The 16,426-nt window shown below is 55.2% G+C and carries 14 protein-coding genes; 12 read left to right on the top strand and 2 right to left on the bottom strand.

Annotated elements, in window-relative coordinates; translation table 11 throughout:
- The first annotated feature begins 2 nt into the window (after positions 1-2).
- Entirely contained in the window at positions 3-536 is a 534-nt protein-coding gene (locus tag ACQE2I_RS13685; protein WP_427028610.1) for a DUF192 domain-containing protein, read from the top strand.
- Positions 537-662: 126 nt separating this feature from the next.
- On the opposite strand, the gene ACQE2I_RS13680 is transcribed toward ACQE2I_RS13685, so the two are convergent.
- Positions 663-1,397, bottom strand: coding sequence for a ParA family protein (locus tag ACQE2I_RS13680; RefSeq protein ID WP_427028609.1), 735 nt, complete (start codon positions 1,395-1,397; stop codon positions 663-665).
- A gap of 417 nt (positions 1,398-1,814) precedes the next feature.
- Here ACQE2I_RS13680 and ACQE2I_RS13675 point away from each other — a divergent pair, with 417 nt between their 5' ends.
- From ACQE2I_RS13675 to ACQE2I_RS13625, 11 genes are all read left to right on the top strand, one after another.
- The gene (locus ACQE2I_RS13675) at positions 1,815-2,825 is read left to right on the top strand and encodes a DctP family TRAP transporter solute-binding subunit (protein ID WP_427028608.1); all 1,011 of its coding nucleotides are present in this window, start codon (positions 1,815-1,817) and stop codon (positions 2,823-2,825) included.
- A 59-nt stretch (positions 2,826-2,884) separates the two neighbouring features.
- A complete protein-coding gene (locus tag ACQE2I_RS13670; RefSeq protein WP_427028607.1) occupies positions 2,885-3,364 on the top strand; it encodes a TRAP transporter small permease in 480 nt (159 codons plus the stop codon).
- On the top strand, positions 3,354-4,661 hold the full coding sequence (locus ACQE2I_RS13665) for a TRAP transporter large permease (RefSeq protein WP_427028606.1): 1,308 nt from the start codon (positions 3,354-3,356) through the stop codon (positions 4,659-4,661). Before ACQE2I_RS13670 ends, ACQE2I_RS13665 begins: the two co-directional genes overlap by 11 nt.
- Positions 4,662-4,990: 329 nt before the next feature.
- Complete coding sequence (locus tag ACQE2I_RS13660; RefSeq protein WP_427028605.1) at positions 4,991-5,971, top strand: TAXI family TRAP transporter solute-binding subunit; 981 nt, start codon at positions 4,991-4,993, stop codon at positions 5,969-5,971.
- A gap of 137 nt (positions 5,972-6,108) precedes the next feature.
- A complete protein-coding gene (locus ACQE2I_RS13655; RefSeq protein ID WP_427028604.1) occupies positions 6,109-8,703 on the top strand; it encodes a TRAP transporter permease in 2,595 nt (864 codons plus the stop codon).
- A gap of 11 nt (positions 8,704-8,714) precedes the next feature.
- Positions 8,715-9,143, top strand: coding sequence for a universal stress protein (locus ACQE2I_RS13650; RefSeq protein ID WP_427028603.1), 429 nt, complete (start codon positions 8,715-8,717; stop codon positions 9,141-9,143).
- A gap of 334 nt (positions 9,144-9,477) precedes the next feature.
- Positions 9,478-10,296, top strand: a complete 819-nt coding sequence (locus ACQE2I_RS13645; RefSeq protein WP_427028602.1) for a DUF2189 domain-containing protein — start codon at positions 9,478-9,480, stop codon at positions 10,294-10,296.
- Positions 10,297-10,487: 191 nt separating this feature from the next.
- Complete coding sequence (locus ACQE2I_RS13640; RefSeq protein WP_427031475.1) at positions 10,488-10,985, top strand: molybdopterin-dependent oxidoreductase; 498 nt, start codon at positions 10,488-10,490, stop codon at positions 10,983-10,985.
- Positions 10,975-13,230 carry an ATP-binding protein gene (locus ACQE2I_RS13635; protein WP_427028601.1) on the top strand — a complete coding sequence of 752 codons (2,256 nt, stop codon included), beginning with the start codon at positions 10,975-10,977 and terminating at the stop codon, positions 13,228-13,230. The genes ACQE2I_RS13640 and ACQE2I_RS13635 overlap by 11 nt, the downstream gene beginning before the upstream one ends.
- The gene (nosP, locus tag ACQE2I_RS13630) at positions 13,211-14,377 is read left to right on the top strand and encodes a nitric oxide-sensing protein NosP (RefSeq protein WP_427028600.1); all 1,167 of its coding nucleotides are present in this window, start codon (positions 13,211-13,213) and stop codon (positions 14,375-14,377) included. Before ACQE2I_RS13635 ends, nosP begins: the two co-directional genes overlap by 20 nt.
- Positions 14,346-15,722 carry a hybrid sensor histidine kinase/response regulator gene (locus tag ACQE2I_RS13625; RefSeq protein WP_427028599.1) on the top strand — a complete coding sequence of 459 codons (1,377 nt, stop codon included), beginning with the start codon at positions 14,346-14,348 and terminating at the stop codon, positions 15,720-15,722. Before nosP ends, ACQE2I_RS13625 begins: the two co-directional genes overlap by 32 nt.
- Here the strand turns inward: ACQE2I_RS13625 and ACQE2I_RS13620 are convergent.
- Positions 15,719-16,396 (bottom strand): response regulator, encoded by a 678-nt coding sequence (locus tag ACQE2I_RS13620; protein ID WP_022522294.1) that lies wholly within the window; start codon positions 16,394-16,396, stop codon positions 15,719-15,721. The two genes, ACQE2I_RS13625 and ACQE2I_RS13620, sit on opposite strands and share 4 nt — an antisense overlap.
- Positions 16,397-16,426: the final 30 nt, after the last annotated feature.

Genomic DNA, 16,426 nt, shown 5'->3' with positions numbered 1-16,426 from the left:
GCATGGATCCCACACGTCGCACGCTGCTTAAAGCATCGTTACTGTTACCGTTGGCGGCGCTGCTGCCGGTGTCGCTGCTCAGCTCCTTTGCGTGGGGGCAGGCATCGGCGCAAAAGATGCAGACGCTGACGCTGGCGATTCACAGCGAGGGCGGCCCGCATCGTTTAGACGTTGAAGTAGCGGAAACCACTGCCCAGCGTCAACGCGGCTTGATGGAGCGTGAGAGCCTGCCAGAGGAGCGCGGCATGCTATTCCGCTTTGAGAGAGAGCAGTCGGCCAACAATGCCTTTTGGATGTATCGCACGCTGATTCCCCTCGATATTGCCTTTATCGATGGCGATGGGCGGATCGTAGCGATTAATACCATGCAGCCCTGTGAGTCCTCTTCGCCGAGTGACTGCCCCTCTTACCCGGCGGGTGCGGCTTACCATTCAGCATTAGAGGTCAATGGCGGCTACTTTGCCGAGCGCGGCATTAAAGTCGGTGACTGTGTATCCATTCCTGACGATGCCGGTTTTTGCCAACCTGCAGGTTAAGCAGGCCGTCGACGGCGGCGAGCGTTAAGCACAATCAAAGCGATACCCGCGACCACTAAGCCGCCACCCACCAGTTTATGCAAGCCAAGGCTGTCGCCCATTAACAGCAGAACGAAGTGCAGACGGTCATTGCATTCGCTGCGCGATCTCTCGCCACAGCGTGGCGTAGGCGCGACCGCCCGGACTGCTGCGGGCAAAATGCCCGACCGGAGCGCGTTCGATACCCATGCGCTCGACCGCACTGGCGTTTGGCACGGTCGTGGATAGACGCCTCGGCCAGCGTTCGCTGAGACTCTCTATCACCTCGCGGTGTAGGGTTTTGCGGCGGTCGGCGAGAGTTACGAACGGCCAGATCGGGCAAGCCTGTTCGACCGCGTCAAGATGACCGTCCAGTTGCTCGAGGGTGCGCAACGATAGGGTAGTCGGCACCACCGGCACCAGCAGGGCATCGACGCTGGAGAAGATCTGCTCGGCGAGTGCCGACAGGCTCGGCGGGCAGTCGAGTATCACCAGGTCGTAACTGGCCATTACTGGCTTGAGGATCTTGCGCAGTCGACTAGGCTTGCGGGTTTCCATCGACGCTTCCAGGTCGCGCGAGCCCAGCGCCGCAGGCAGCAGGTCGAGCCCCTCAATGTCGGTCTCGCGGATCGCCCGATCAAGATCAGCCTTGCCCTTGACCAGTTTGTCGACACCACCGCGCACTTTGGGTTTGCTGCGCAGGTAGAAGGTGGTGGCTGCCTGAGGGTCGATATCCCACAGCAACACTCGCCTGCCGTCGCGTGCCGCTTCGGCGGCGAGATTGACGGCGGAGGCGGTCTTGCCCACGCCGCCCTTGATACTGTAAAGCGCCAGCATCTGCATAGGGAACTCCCGGCTTGGTGACTGTTTAGTCTAACCGATTGACCTGCATGGATATATGACGTTTCTATGACGGCGGTGGTGGTAGCTCCGCCACGCCCACTTTGATAACAATGATATTTAGCGTCCAGATAGCGTTAACAAACAGGCCGAGCATCAGGTCGCGTTGATGTCCGTTTGGAAGAGAGGGGAGATGCACTCAGGATGTCAGCTGGCACAACTTTTGTTTAACTCCGCCGCCGTGATACACACTGAAAGTCAGTCGTTAATAGCCTATAGAATGGCTTTCTTTCAGCAGGAGAATACCTACAATGGAGTGCCTGTCGCCAATATGTGCTTACTAAGGCAGTATTATTTAGGCGATACAGTGATAGACCCCCTAATAAAGTCACCATAAAAATCGATAAAAAAGGATCTACCATGACGCTGACACGCTCAATGGCTCGTTTTACTGCCGGCTTGGCCGGTGCGGCACTGCTTTCCGCTTCTCTTTCGGCACAAGCCCGCGAACTCTCGGTTTCTACCGTTTTATCTGACGCTTTCCCCTGGGGGCAGGCGGCAGAGAAGTGGGCCGAGTTGGTGGAAGAGCGCAGCGGCGGTGAGTTGACGCTGCGGGTCTACCCCAACTCTCAGCTGGTTTCCGGCGACCAGACCCGCGAATTTTCCGCTATGCGCTCGGGGTTGATCGACGCCGCCGTGGGCTCGACCATTAACTGGTCGCCTCAGGTGCCGGAGCTTAATCTATTCTCTTTGCCGTTCTTTATCCCTGATGAAGCCGCCGTTGATGCGGTGACTGGCGGGGAAGCAGGTGAGCTGGTGTTTGAGGCCATTGAATCCCGCGGCGTTATTCCGCTGGCGTGGGGTGAAAATGGCTTTCGCCAGGTCTCTAACTCTCGTGGGCCAATTAGCCAGCCGGATGACTTGGACGGTCTGAAAATTCGCGTTGTGGGCTCGCCGCTGTTCCAGGATACCTTCTCGGCATTGGGCGCTGACCCGACGCAAATGAGCTGGACGGATGCGCAGCCTGCGCTGACCACCGGCGCGGTAGACGGTCAGGAAAATCCGCTTTCGGTATTTGACGTGGCGCGTATCGATCAAGTCGGCCAGGAGCATTTAACGCTCTGGAACTACATGAATGATCCGCTGATTTTTGCCGTCAATCAGCAGGTTTGGCAAACATTGAGCGAAGAGCAGCAAACTATGCTGCACGAAACCGCCCAGGAAGCCGGTGAGTGGGAAATTGCCATGACCCGTGAAGAAGAGAGTGAGCGTCTAGCGGCCATCCAGGAGCGCGGCGTAACCGTAACTGAATTGACTGATGAGCAGTATCAGGCATTTGTCGAGGCCACTCAGTCTGTCTATGAAAAATGGGCACCACGGATTGGTGAAGAAGTGGTAGAGGCTGCTCAAGCCGTTATCGACGCGCGCTAATTACTTTTGGTGTTCAAACTCCCGGCCTTTGGGCCGGGTTTTTTTGCTGTGAGGCTGCCATGAAAGGCTTTCCCGATGCGCGCCCTGAGCGCTGGCTGGGCGCGCTGGCATTAACTACTATCTCCTTGATCAGTCTGGGAAATGTCATTACTCGCTATTTAACCGGTGGCTCTTTTTCGTTCACTGAAGAGTTCTCTGTTTTCCTTTTGGTGGTGCTGACCTTTGCGGGCGCCTCGGTGGCGCTGCGGCGTAATCGACATATCCGTATTGGCTTTCTGGAACGCGCATTGCCGCTCAGGTACCGCCGCGCACTGATCCTTTTTCAAGCGCTTTGCGGTGCCACCGTGCTGGGTTTGATCACCTGGTATGGCGGCAAGCTGGCTTGGCAAGAGTATCAGTGGGAGTCGCTTTCACCAGGGCTGGGTTTGCCTCAGTGGTGGTATTTAGTCTGGTTGCCGGTGCTTTCCGCGGCCATGCTATGGCGCTTATTCCAGCAAACCGCTGACCGTTTGACGGGGAGGCTCACCGATGAGCCCTGATATTTGGATGATTCTGGCGTTTGCTGGCCTGTTGATAGCGGGGGTACCGGTGGCGTTTTCGCTAGCCCTTTCAGGGGCCATCGGCATTGTGCTTGGTTTGTCGCCGGATATGCTCGCGACGATGGGTACCAATACCTATAACAGTATCGCCAAGTACCCCTTGATTGCCATTCCGCTGTTTATACTCACCGGGCTTATATTTGAGCGTTCGGGCGTGGCGCTGCGCTTGGTGCGTTTTGCCCAGGCGTTGATTGGCCCGCGCCACGGTGGCTTGGCGCTGGTCGCGGTGCTGGTATGTATGATCATGGGCGGTATGAGCGGCTCAGGCCCTGCCGATGCGGCGGCAGTGGCGATGGTGATGCTGCCCAGCATGACCAAAGCGGGCTATCCCAAGCCGTTTTCCGCCACGCTGATTGCCGCCTCCGCTTCAACCGCTATTCTTATTCCGCCTTCTGTGGCGCTGATTCTTTACTCGATTGTGGTACCTGGTGTCGATTTGCGGGCGCTGTTTGCGGCGGGGCTGTTTCCTGGCCTTTTGGCGGGGATAGCGTTGCTGGTACCCGCCATGATCGTTTCCAAACGCTACGGTTGGGAGGGCGGCACGCCAGTGGAAGGTGCCGAACGACTCAGTGTAAAAACCACTTTTAAACAGGCGATACCGGCGCTGTTTGCCCCCGTGCTGATTTTGGGTGGCTTGCGCTCTGGCTTGTTTACACCCACTGAAGCAGCGGTAGTGGCGGTTGCTTATGGCGCGATTGTCGGGCTTTTTCTAACCCGCGAGCTGTCGCTGCGCGATTTATGGGAACTGTTAGGCGAGGCAGCGATTATCTCTGGGGTGGTAATGCTGATTATCGCCCTGGCGGGTATTTTTGCCTGGGCGGGCACCATGCTGGGCACCTTCCGCCACTTAGCAGAATGGATTATTAGCCTGACCGATAACGGTGTGTTGCTGCTAATCCTGGTGATGTTGGCGGTGCTGGTTGCAGGAATGCTGCTGGATGCGATCTCGATTTACCTGATCATGATGCCGATCTTGATTCCTGTGATGCAGCACTTTGAATGGAACCCGGTGTGGTTTGGGATTCTGTTGGCAATGAACATTGCCATTGGCCAGTTTACCCCGCCGGTGGCGGTGAATTTGATGGTGACGACCGAGGTGGCCAAAATTCGTTTGGAGCAGACCCTAGGCTGGGCGCTGCTGTTTGTCGTTGCCATGGGCTGCGCACTAGCGCTGGTGGCGATCTTCCCTGCTATCGCGCTTTGGCTGCCGCGCGTTTTGGGCTATAACGTTGATTAATTTTGCTTACCCTATGCAAAGGAAGTATAGCAGTTAACGCTCCCTAAACGATGAAGACCGCTACACTAAGCATTAGGCGTCAGCGAAGCGCCTTTTTTAGCGCCTTACATTTCGCTAATTAGGTTTTTTTCGCTAAAGTAGTGTTAGCAGGTAGCCAAAGGGATGCCTGTAACAGCTTGTCTTCAAAAAAGATCGTCTTAAAAATAGGCTGTCTTGAAAAGCGTTTTGGAGCAAGGCCACCTGAGGGAACGGTTCATCAGGTGAGACCAAAGCGCACGATGCTTGCAAAATCCAATACGCTCATAACATCAATACAAAGAGGTGTGTTCATGAAACGCCATGTATTTTCCACTACTGCCTTCTCCGGTGCGCTACTTGCCGCCGCTGTCTTCGCTTCACCGGCAATGGCGCAGGATGACGAGCAATTCATCACCATTGGCACCGGTGGCCAAACAGGTGTGTATTACGTCGTAGGCCAGTCGATCTGTCGTTTAGTAAACCGTTTGGAAGACACAGACATTAAGTGTAATGCACCTTCCACCGGTGGTTCCGTCGCCAATATCAATGGCATCAAGTCCGGCGAGCTGGACATGGGTGTCGCACAGTCCGATGTGCAGTATCAAGCTTACAATGGTACTGGCAACTTCGAAGGCGAGCCTTACGAAGAGCTGCGGGCAGTGTTCCGCGTCCACGGTGAGCCCTTGACCCTGCTGGCGCGTGCTGATTCAGGCATCGAGTCACTCGATGACTTGGAGGGCAAGCGCGTCAATATTGGTAACCCAGGTTCAGGCCAGCGCAACACCATGGAAGTGGTGATGGACGCCAAAGGTTGGACTGAAGACACCTTCTCTCTGGCATCTCAGCTCGATGCTGCCGAGCAGGCTGCGGCACTCGCCGATAATAACGTCGATGCCATGGTGTATGTGGTTGGCCACCCCAATGGCTCCATTCAAGAAGCGACCACCACCGTTGATGCGCGCCTGATTCCGCTGAATGACGAAGACATTCAGGGCATCGTCGATGAATATCCTTACTACTCCGCATCGGTCATTCCGGGTGGGCTGTACCGTGGTAATGACGAAGATGTCGAAACCTTTGGGGTGGCGGCGACCTTTGTAACCACCGCCGAGGCTGACGAAGAGATTATTTATCAGACCGTTAAAGCGGTTTTTGACAACTTTGATCGTTTCAAACGCTTGCATCCGGCCTTCGAGAACCTCGATCCGGAAGAAATGGTGACTGAGGGGCTTTCCGCACCGTTGCATGAGGGAGCGGCGCGTTACTACCGTGAACAAGGTTGGATCGAATAATCCTGCAGCCTGAGGTATTGCTACCTTGGTAATGAATGCGCGGCGACCCGAGGGTGCCGCGCATTTTGGTTTAGAATGTTAATAGGGCATTTCGATATGACAATGATGCGTCAATCGACTCGGAGCGGGGCAGGCAGATGACAGACGATAAGAACAGGCCTTCGGGAGCCGGAGTAGACTTGGAGGATATGGTCGCCTCCAGCGACACGGGAGCCCGTAAACCAGCCGGGATGCCTGGGAAACTCTTGGTGAGCATTGCAGCAGCGTGGTCTCTTTTTCAACTGTGGATCGCTTCCCCGGTGCCTTTCATTCTGGGTTTTGGTGTATTTAATGCCACGGAAGCCCGCTCTATCCACTTAGCCTTTGCGCTGTTTCTAGCGTATATGGCCTATCCGGCACTCAAGCGTTCGCCCCGCGACCATATTCCGATCCAGGATTGGGTGCTCGCAGCAGCGGCGGCCTTTTGTGGCGCTTACATGTTTATGTTTTATGAGCAGTTATCCCAGCGACCCGGCGCCCCCATATTGCAGGACGTGGTTATTGGCATCGCTGGGATACTGTTGCTGCTTGAGGCGACCCGCCGAGCGCTTGGCCCGCCGCTAATGATCGTGGCATCGGTTTTTCTTACCTATAGCCTGGCTGGCCCTTGGATGCCGGGTATTCTTTCCCATGGTGGAGTAAGTCTCTTCGGCTTGATTAACCACCAGTGGTTGACGACTCAGGGGGTCTTCGGTATTGCCCTGGGGGTCTCAACCAGCTTCGTGTTCCTGTTTGTATTGTTCGGTGCCTTGCTCGATAAGGCTGGCGCGGGTAACTACTTTATCAAGGTAGCGTTCTCGCTGCTCGGTCACTATCGCGGTGGGCCAGCAAAGGCCGCCGTGGTGGCTTCGGCCATGACCGGCCTGATTTCCGGCTCTTCGATTGCCAATGTGGTCACCACCGGTACCTTTACGGTGCCGATGATGAAGCGCGTTGGGTTCTCCTCCGAAAAGGCGGGTGCTGTCGAAGTAGCGTCATCGGTCAACGGCCAGATTATGCCCCCGGTGATGGGGGCGGCCGCTTTCCTGATGGTCGAGTATGTCGGCATCTCTTATGTTGAGGTGATTAAGCATGCCTTCCTGCCCGCGCTGATTTCCTATATTGCATTAGTTTATATTGTTCACCTGGAGGCCTTAAAGGCCAACATGCAGGGGCTTCAAAGCAGCAACCCGCCTAAACCGCTGGTCAACAAAGTGATTGGTTTCCTCGGTGGTTTGCTACTTATGATGGTCACCGCCCTGGCAGTTTATTACGGCCTTGGCTGGCTCAAACCGGTGCTGGGCGATGCGACACCCTGGGTGGTGGCTGTTGGGCTGACAGCCATTTATATCGTACTGCTGAAACTGGCGGCAGGTTACCCTGAACTCGAACTCGATGATCCTAATGAGCCGATCTATTCGCTACCGCAAACCAAGCCGACGGTGTTGGTGGGCTTGCAGTACATCCTGCCGGTTATCGTGTTGGTCTGGTGCCTGATGGTTGAGCGTTTGTCACCTGGGCTGTCGGCTTTCTGGGCCACAGTATTTATGATCTTTATCATTATTACTCAGCGTCCTATTACGTCGATCTTCCGGGGGCGCAGCGATATGCGTGCGGATCTGCGTGAAGGCGCTATGGATCTGTGGAGTGGCCTAGTCACCGGTGCCCGCAATATGATCGGTATCGGCATCGCCACGGCCACTGCAGGTATCATCGTCGGTGCCGTCTCCCAGACCGGGGTGGGCTTGGTACTGGCAGAGGTGGTGGAAACGCTTGCCATGGGTAACTTGATGCTGATCTTGTTACTTACCGCAGTGCTTAGTTTGATTCTCGGCATGGGGCTGCCCACGACGGCTAACTACATTGTGGTATCGGCGCTGTTGGCGCCGGTCATCGTCAGTTTGGGTGCTCAAAACGGCTTGCTGGTACCGTTAATTGCGGTACACCTGTTCGTATTCTACTTCGGCATCATGGCCGACGTTACGCCCCCGGTGGGGCTGGCGTCCTTTGCGGCGGCGGCAGTGTCGGGGGGCGATCCCATTCGAACCGGCTTCCAGGCGTTCTATTACAGCCTGCGTACCGCGGCGCTACCGTTTCTGTTCATCTTTAATACCGACCTGCTGCTTATCGATGTGACCTTCCTCCAGGGGGTGCTGATTTTTGTGGTGTCGACCATTGCCATGCTGATCTTTGCCGCGGCGACCCAGGGCTTCATGATCACCCGCAACCGCTGGTATGAGTCTATCGTGTTGCTGCTGATTGCATTCACGCTGTTCCGGCCCGGTTTCTGGATGGACATGATTCATGACCCCTATGAATCGATACCGCCGGCGCAGTTCGTCGCAGCGCTGGGCGATGTCGACGAAGACTCTACCCTACGCTTGCAGATTGCTGGTCTCGATGATTATGGCGATCCCATGACCACCTATATGACGCTACCGGTGCCGGAAGGTGAAACGGGGCAGGAGCGGCTGGATAATCTGGGCATGGAGCTATTTATTGAAGACGGCACGGCAACCGTTGATATGGTGACCTACGGCAGCCAAGCCGCAGAGCTTGGTTTCGACTTCGATCAGGAAATCATTGAGGTACTGGCTCCCGTCGACCGTTGGACTAAAGAGCTAATGTGGATTCCTGCTTTCTTGGTCTTTGGGCTGATTGTATTGATGCAGCGCCGACGCCGTGATAACACGTCAGCCGCTGCCACCGCATGAAGGAGAACGCGATGTACAGCAAGATCATGTTGCCGGTGGATCTGAACGAGGAGTCTTCCTGGTCGAAGGCGCTGCCCACAGCCCTGACGCTATGTCGGACTTTTGGCGCCTCGCTTCATGTAGTGACGGTACTACCGGACTATCGCATGCCCATGGTGGGCTCCTACTTCCCCAAGGACTTTGCCAAAAAAGCGCATGCCGCGATCACCGATGCGCTTCACGCATTCATCAAGACGAATGTGCCCGACGACATTCAGGTACAAAGTGTCATTGTGGATGGTTCGCCTTGGGAGGCGATTATCAAGGCAGGTAAAAAGTTGGATGTTGACCTGATCGTCATGGCCTCTCATACCAAGCGTAAGTTCGTTGACTACGTGTTAGGTCCTAACGCTGAACACGTGGTGCACCATGCCAAAATGTCGGTAATGATTGTGCGCTAGAGGCTACGCGTCAGAGCGATTCGCGTAGGAAAAACAACAACTCCGAGCAGCTAGCTCGGAGTTTTTTTATGGCTGGCATATCATTTTATCTATATATATATTTTTGCTGATTCAGCAATTTAATTGGCGCTTTGTAGCTGTTTCGTGGAATTTTTGTACGCGCATCCCAAAGTGACGCCCCCTGATAGCCCGGGTCAGCTACATTAAGAGGGGATTAAAAGGTAGTGTTAAGCCATTATGTTGGCATTAATACCATCAGCGGGTAACCAGCGTTGATGAGTTTGAGGTAAATCCTGAATCCAGGATCTATATCAGGAACGAAAGGAGTAATGCCATGAATGCGGCGACAACAAAAACAAACCATCATTCGGATTTACCCAGCGTTAAAATTACTATCAATAAGGTGGGGTTTGATCGGCCACGGGCGTGGTTGGCAGCGGGTGTAGAGGATTTTCGCCGCGCGACGGTCGTTAGCCTCTCTTATGGCATGTTTTGGGTCGGCCTAAGTATCGCTATTACCCTGGGTGCATTCACATTAGGGTATTGGTACTGGCTACTACCCATGATTGCGGGCTTTATGTTTATTGGCCCACTGGTCGCCGTTGGTTCCTATGGCATTAGCCGCGCGCTAGAGCGCGGGCAAGTGCCTAACTTGGGCGACGCTTTTGGCAGTTGGCGACCGCATGCGGGTCAGTTAGCCATGTTGGGCGTGATGATGATGATTTTCTTCCTCGCCTGGATTCGCTTGGCAACCCTACTCTTTGCGCTATTTTTTGGTTTTGAAGTCCCCAGCCCCGCCACGCTCTATACGTCTTTACTGACCACTCCCGAAGGTTTAGGCATGCTGGCAGTCGGTACCGTTGCAGGTGGTATTCTCGCTTTTGGTGCATTTGCCATCAGCGTTGTAGCCATTCCCACTTTGATGGATCAAGACTTAACCTTTATGGAAGGAATTGAGGCCAGCGTTCGCTGTGTTGCGCGTAATTTCCGCGTCATGCTGCTCTGGGCGGTCATTTTAACGCTATGTGTCTTGGTCGGCGTGATGACGTTCTATATTGGTTTAGCGCTAATTTTACCCGTACTAGGCCACGCCAGCTGGCATGCGTACGAAGATTTAGTGCGCTGTGAACCGTTTGAAACAACCAAGTCTTAACTCGGGTAATTGACCGATAACGCTTCGGTTACTAAAAACAGCAACGAAATTTAGCATTAGACCTGACCTCATTAAGGAGATGGCGTAACCTTTGCGCTGTCTTCTTTCGTTACTCCTTGGTTTTGAAACCAAAAGGTTTTGAACCTGGAAGAGTAATTCTACACGAGGTATTGCCTGTGAAAGCGTTGTTAATGGGGTGGGTCGTGTTCCTGTGCATTGCTCCCCTAGCGGGGCTGGCTGAAACAAGCGATGAATTGGGTGCGCCTGATGGCCCCGTCATTTTGACCGTTAGCGGTAACATCGACCATGCCAATGTGGGCAGCGAAGTGCAGTTTGACCGTGCCATGCTCAAGCAATTACCACAACATGAGTTTGTAACCAGTACGCCCTGGACGGCAGGCACTAGTCACTACCGCGGGCCTTTAATGCGCGATCTGCTGGCGCGCTTAAATGTTGAAAGTGATGCTGTGCATGTGTCCGCGCTGAATGGCTACGAGGCTGAAATGCCGGTCAGTGATTTTGCAGACTACGACGTTATATTGGCGCTTGAGAAAGATCAGCAAGCAATACCGATTCGGGAGTATGGCCCGCTTTGGGTGCTTTATCCATTTGACCAGGATGAAGCGCTGCTAAGCGAAAAAATACGCTTTAGAGCGGTATGGCAGGTTATGCATATTAATGTCCGTTAGCGCTTCAACCGCTCAGGCTTCCAGCCTGCTGCGTTACCCCCGCCGTTTTAAACTGGTGGCCATCGTTGCCGTACTGCTGTTCGCTGCAGCACTGGTGGTGGCAACATTAGCGGCCTGGCGGCAGGAAAATCTTACCCAACGTTTGCGAGAAGATACCTCCTGGGTGGTGTATAAGTTGGATCGTGATGCGGTGCAGCTATTAAACCATTTACTAGCGGTCTCCCGTGAACCGCTGACACCAGCCGCGCACGATGAGCTCAACCTACGCTTTGAATTGTTGTATAGCCGTATAACCCTGCTCAGCGAGGGTGAAGTCAGCACGTTATTGCACGAAATTGATGCCGCCCGCGAGCTATTGAGCCAAATCCAACAGCAGCTTGATGTGCTGGATATGGTCATTAACCCCTACGGTGAGATAGGGCCTAGCAGTAAAAGTGAGCCGCTGCTCGCAGCGGCGTTGGAAAATGAGTTACAGGCACTAACGCAGCTCACAGAACGCTTGGTTATTGCGATTAACGGCTATTTAGCCGAGTCAGCAACTGAAGAACGCGATCAGCTCAGCGTTCTTTATAAGCTGCTGATGTCATTAATTGTGGGTATGAGTTTGGCTGCCTTTTTGGTCATCGCCTTTTTAGTGCGTGAAATGCGTGAAAGTGCGGCGATAAGGCGAGAGCAAGAGCAGCTCGGTCGGCAATTAGAAGTGACCGCTAAACAGGCGCAGGCAGCGAATCAGGCTAAGTCAGACTTTTTAGCTATGGTTAGCCATGAAATTCGCACGCCGCTAAACGGCGTAATTGGCATGAGTGAGCTGCTGCGTGAATCGGCGAGCCCCGCGCAGATAGAAGATTACGCCGATACGATTCACGATAGCGCCAATCAACTGCTGGCAATGATCAATGAGATTCTCGATTTCTCAAAAATCGAAGCCGGGCATTTAACCCTTGAAACTTCCCCCACGGCGCTAAAACCGCTGATTGATAGTATCGTCGTACTGTTTGCGCCCCGAGCAAAAATGAAAGGGCTATCACTTACCGTCGATGTAGATTCATTGGTGCCCGCGTGGATATCGATAGATGCGGGTCGCCTGCGGCAAATCGTGCTCAACTTAATTGCCAATGCGATCAAATTCACTGATCGTGGCGAGGTCAGTGTGAGGGTCTCCTCTACGCTGGAGCAGCTGTTAATTGAGGTGGTTGATACCGGCTGCGGATTAAGCGAGCAGCAGCAAGAGCGGCTCTTTGAGCCTTTTCAGCAGGCAGATGCGTCGGTTGCCCGCCGCTTTGGCGGAACCGGATTAGGGCTGGCGATTTGCAAACGGCTAAGTGAAGCCATGCAAGGGCGCTTAGGGGTTAGCAGTCAGATAGGTCAAGGGAGCACCTTTTGGTGTGAATTGCCTTTAGTCGCAACTGACCCCGTTTTAGCGACGCTGCCTTTGGCACCTAAACGAGATTTTACTGGGACTACGCTGCTGCTGGTGGAAGACAACGCGGTCAACCGCAAAGTGGCGATTGGCCTATTGGCGCGCTTAGGCTGCGATGTGGTGTGGGCCGAGAGCGGTCATGACGCTCTGGCCATGGTGCAAACGCGGCAAGTACAGCTAATTTTTATGGATATTCAACTGCCTGATATAGATGGCCTAATGGTCACTCAGCGTTTGCGCGAGCAAGGTGGGTGGCTCGCCGGTGTGCCCATTGTCGCCATGACGGCCGGTGGCGCTGAAGACGACAGACAGCGCTGTCTCTCCGCGGGCATGAACGATTACATCACCAAACCGCTGTCGCTCTCGGCATTGAGTAATGTGCTGGCGCTGCAACTGCTTGGCACGCCAGAAGAGGCTACTTTACCGGCGTCGCAATCGTTTCCTGGGAGGCAGCCGTTACTTAATGGCGACACGCTTGCCATGCTCAAGACGACGTTAGGTGAGGTGAGTCTGACTCAACTGATCGTGCTCTACCACCCGCAAGTGAGCGATTACTGCGCGCAGTTGGCCGCCTGCTTAGCTGCAGCGCCACTAAATACGGCGCAAGAGCAGCAAGTTGCGCGCCTTGCCCACCAGCTGCGCGGTGAGTCAGTGAGTATGGGCGCCGACCAGCTGGCCGAATTGGCGAAGCAGCTTGAGACATTGGCGAAGTCGGGTCGATCAACCCAAGGCCAGTTGGATCAAGCGTTCAGTACGTTACAGCTGGTAGCCGCGCATACCCAAGCAGCACTGGAGCGATGGTATTGTGACTACTTACCCGGTTGAGCAAGGCATTCTCACTGCGGCCAGCCAGCACGCTGATGCTTCTCAGGCAGCCGCTGAGTTAGCCCAGGCACTGCGCCATGAAAACTTGGGGTTCGCGCTGTTCTTTTGTAGTGCTGAGTATGATCTAGCGGCGCTTGCGAATGCGCTCGAAGAGCAGTTGCCCGCAACGCTGTTAAGTGGCTGTACCACGGCGGGGGAAATTACCCCGTTGGGCTACGACCGTGGCTCCATCGTGGCAATGGGTTTTGACCGGCGTCTATTTGCCATCGAAACGGCACTAATAGATGACCTGGAGCATTTTGAACTATCCAACGCCCAACCGCTGGTCGATACGCTGTTGGAGCGATGCCGCCGCCAAGCCATCGCGCCGATCAACGAGCACAGCTTTGCACTGACTTTATTGGATGGCTTGTCCAGCCGTGAAGAGCAGGTGCTCGCTACTTTAGACGCCGCACTGGGGCGCATTCCCAGCTTTGGCGGCTCGGCGGGTGACGATAATCACTTGAGCCATACCCATGTTTATAACGCTGGGCGTTTTCATACTCGTGCAGCGGTAGTGGTGATGATCAACACGCAGCTACCGTTTGAAGTGTTTTCTACCCACCACCTAAACCCGTTGACCCACAAACTAGTGGTGACCGAGGCACATCGTGAGCAGCGGCAGGTGATTGAGTTTAATGGTTTGCCCGCTGCCCAGGTATACGCTGATTTAGTAGGTGTCACGCTGGAACAGCTCTGCGCCGCGGTTTTTGCCCGCCACCCGTTAGCCGTGCGCATTGGCGAACAGCACTATGTGCGCTCCATTCAGCGTGTTAATAGCGACCATAGCCTGAGTTTTTACTGTGCGGTGGAAAACGGCATTGTACTGACCGCCATGCAGCCCACGCCGCTACTGGATAATCTCAGCGTGATGCTTGCTGGAGTAGGTGCCCGCCTAGGCGCGCCGAGCATGATTATTGGCTGCGACTGTTTTCTACGCAGGATGGAGCTCGAGGCGTTACAACAGTTGGATCAGGCATCGCAGTTGCTGCGCCAGGCAGGCGTAGTGGGGTTCAATACGTACGGTGAACAGCATCATGGTATGCATGTGAATCAAACGTTTACGGGGGTGGCGTTTGGATCTCTTCCAACTAACCACAAACACTGACGCGGCGGATGTCGCGGCGCTGCGGGAAGAGAACCGTCGCTTGCGTAAAGTGTGCCAAGCGCTGATGGAGCGGGTGGAAACGGGAAGCGGTGCCGACCCCGCGCCCTATGCCGCGTTTGAACGCTCAGTGTTACTTGCCGAACAGGTGCGTGAGCGCACTGATGCGCTGCACCGCACCTTAGACGAACTGAGCCAGGTCAATACGCGCCTACTGGCCGCGAAAGCCGAAGCCGAAGCCGCTAACCTCTCCAAAACGAAATTTCTGGCGGCGGTCAGTCACGATTTGCTTCAGCCACTCAATGCCGCCCGGCTGTTTGCCAGTGCGTTAGAAACCCACTCGCTTCCTGATACCTCACAAGCTCTGGTCGGCCATATTGGCCGTTCGCTGAAAGATGTTGAAGGCTTGATAGGAACGCTAGTGGATATCTCGCGTTTGGACGCAGGCGTACTCCACGCCGATAAAGCGCCCTTCGCGGTGAGCACGCTGCTAGATGCGCTGGCAGAGGAGTATCGCCAAGTGGCCGGGGTGCGGGGGCTGACACTGCACTACGTGCCTTCCAGTGCGGTGGTCGAGTCGGATCTAGCGTTGCTGGCGCGAGTGATCCGCAACTTCTTAAGCAACGCGGTGCGCTATACCGAGCAGGGGCGCGTGCTGCTGGGCTGTCGGCGGAGACGAGATGGCCTGGAAATTATGGTGGGCGATACCGGCCCCGGGATCCCTGAGCAGCAGCGCAAAGCGGTTTTTCTGGAGTTTCGCCGCGCTAATCAGCCTAACAGTGCACACAGCCGTGGCTTGGGGTTGGGTCTAGCCATCGTTGACCGGATCAGCGCCATGCTGGGACAACCGATCTCGCTCGCCTCTAGCCCTGGCGCGGGTGCGCTATTTTCGATCACCGTACCCTACGCGACGGCCGCGCCGCCTGCAGTGGCGAGCACTCATTATACGCCGCTGCCTGACGTTGCAGAGGATCCGCTAAGCGGCTGTGTCATTTGGGTGATTGATGATGACCTGGCGATTATAGAAGGTATGCAGGCGCTGCTAGGCAGTTGGGGGTGCCGAGTGCGCGCCGCTGCCACGGTGAGTGCGTTAGAGGCCGTCAGCGACGGTGAGCGACCGGCAGTGTTGCTGGTGGATTACCATTTGGGCGATCACCGCGAAACCGGCATTGAGTTAGCCGCGCGACTGCAGCGCCGTTATCCAGGCTTGGCAGCGGTGGTGATTACTGCCAATCACGAGGCGGAGATTAAGCGCGCAACCCGCGAAGCGGGCATGTACTGCCTGCTCAAACCGTTAAAGCCCCTGCGGCTGCGCATGCTGCTAGCCACACTGCTCAATAAAGCCTAACGCGTGCGGTTGGCCCGGTGAAAGCTTAGATCTTCCTCGCCTGCGATAACAATGGCGTGAACCCGGCTCGTGGCATTCAGCTTGCGCAGAATCGCCGAGACATGGGTTTTGACGGTCGTTTCGGCAATCAACAACTCCCGGGCAATATGCTTGTTCGACATGCCTGTCGTCATGCACGCCAACACCTCTAACTGCTTATCGGTTAAACGCGCCAACCGCTCGCTGGTCGATGAAGCATTTGCAATGGGTGGCACCGCAGAAGTGCGCGGTGCTGGGCGACGCATGATATCGGGCGGCAGGTAGAGCTGGCCTTCAAGAATCTGCGTTAACGCCGCCAGCAGCGCTTCCCGGGGTGTGGATTTGGGAATATAGCCCACCGCGCCGAGGGTAATGGCATCGAGTACCAGCTGGCGCTCTTGATGTGCAGAAACAATCGCCACCGGCAACCAGGGAAATGCCTCCCGCAGTGCTGTCAGCCCCTCTAAGCCTTCCGCATCCGGAAGGCTTAAATCCAGCAGCAATAGATCTAACTCTGTTTGCGCTTCAATCAGCGTTATTGCATCAGCAAGGCTCTCTGCTTCCAATAGCAGGCTGCCTGCCAAGCCCCCGCTAATCACGGTTTGTAGCGCGTCTCGGAACAGCGGATGGTCATCCGCCACCAACAGGGAATACATGGCGTCTCCTACCAAGGGATGAGGGCTAAT

The sequence above is a fragment of the Halomonas sp. H2 genome (assembly GCF_050215315.1).
Taxonomy (GTDB): Bacteria; Pseudomonadota; Gammaproteobacteria; order Pseudomonadales; family Halomonadaceae; genus Vreelandella.
The sequence above is the reverse complement of the archived record's forward strand: the minus strand, read 5'-3'. Positions and strand labels throughout refer to the sequence as shown.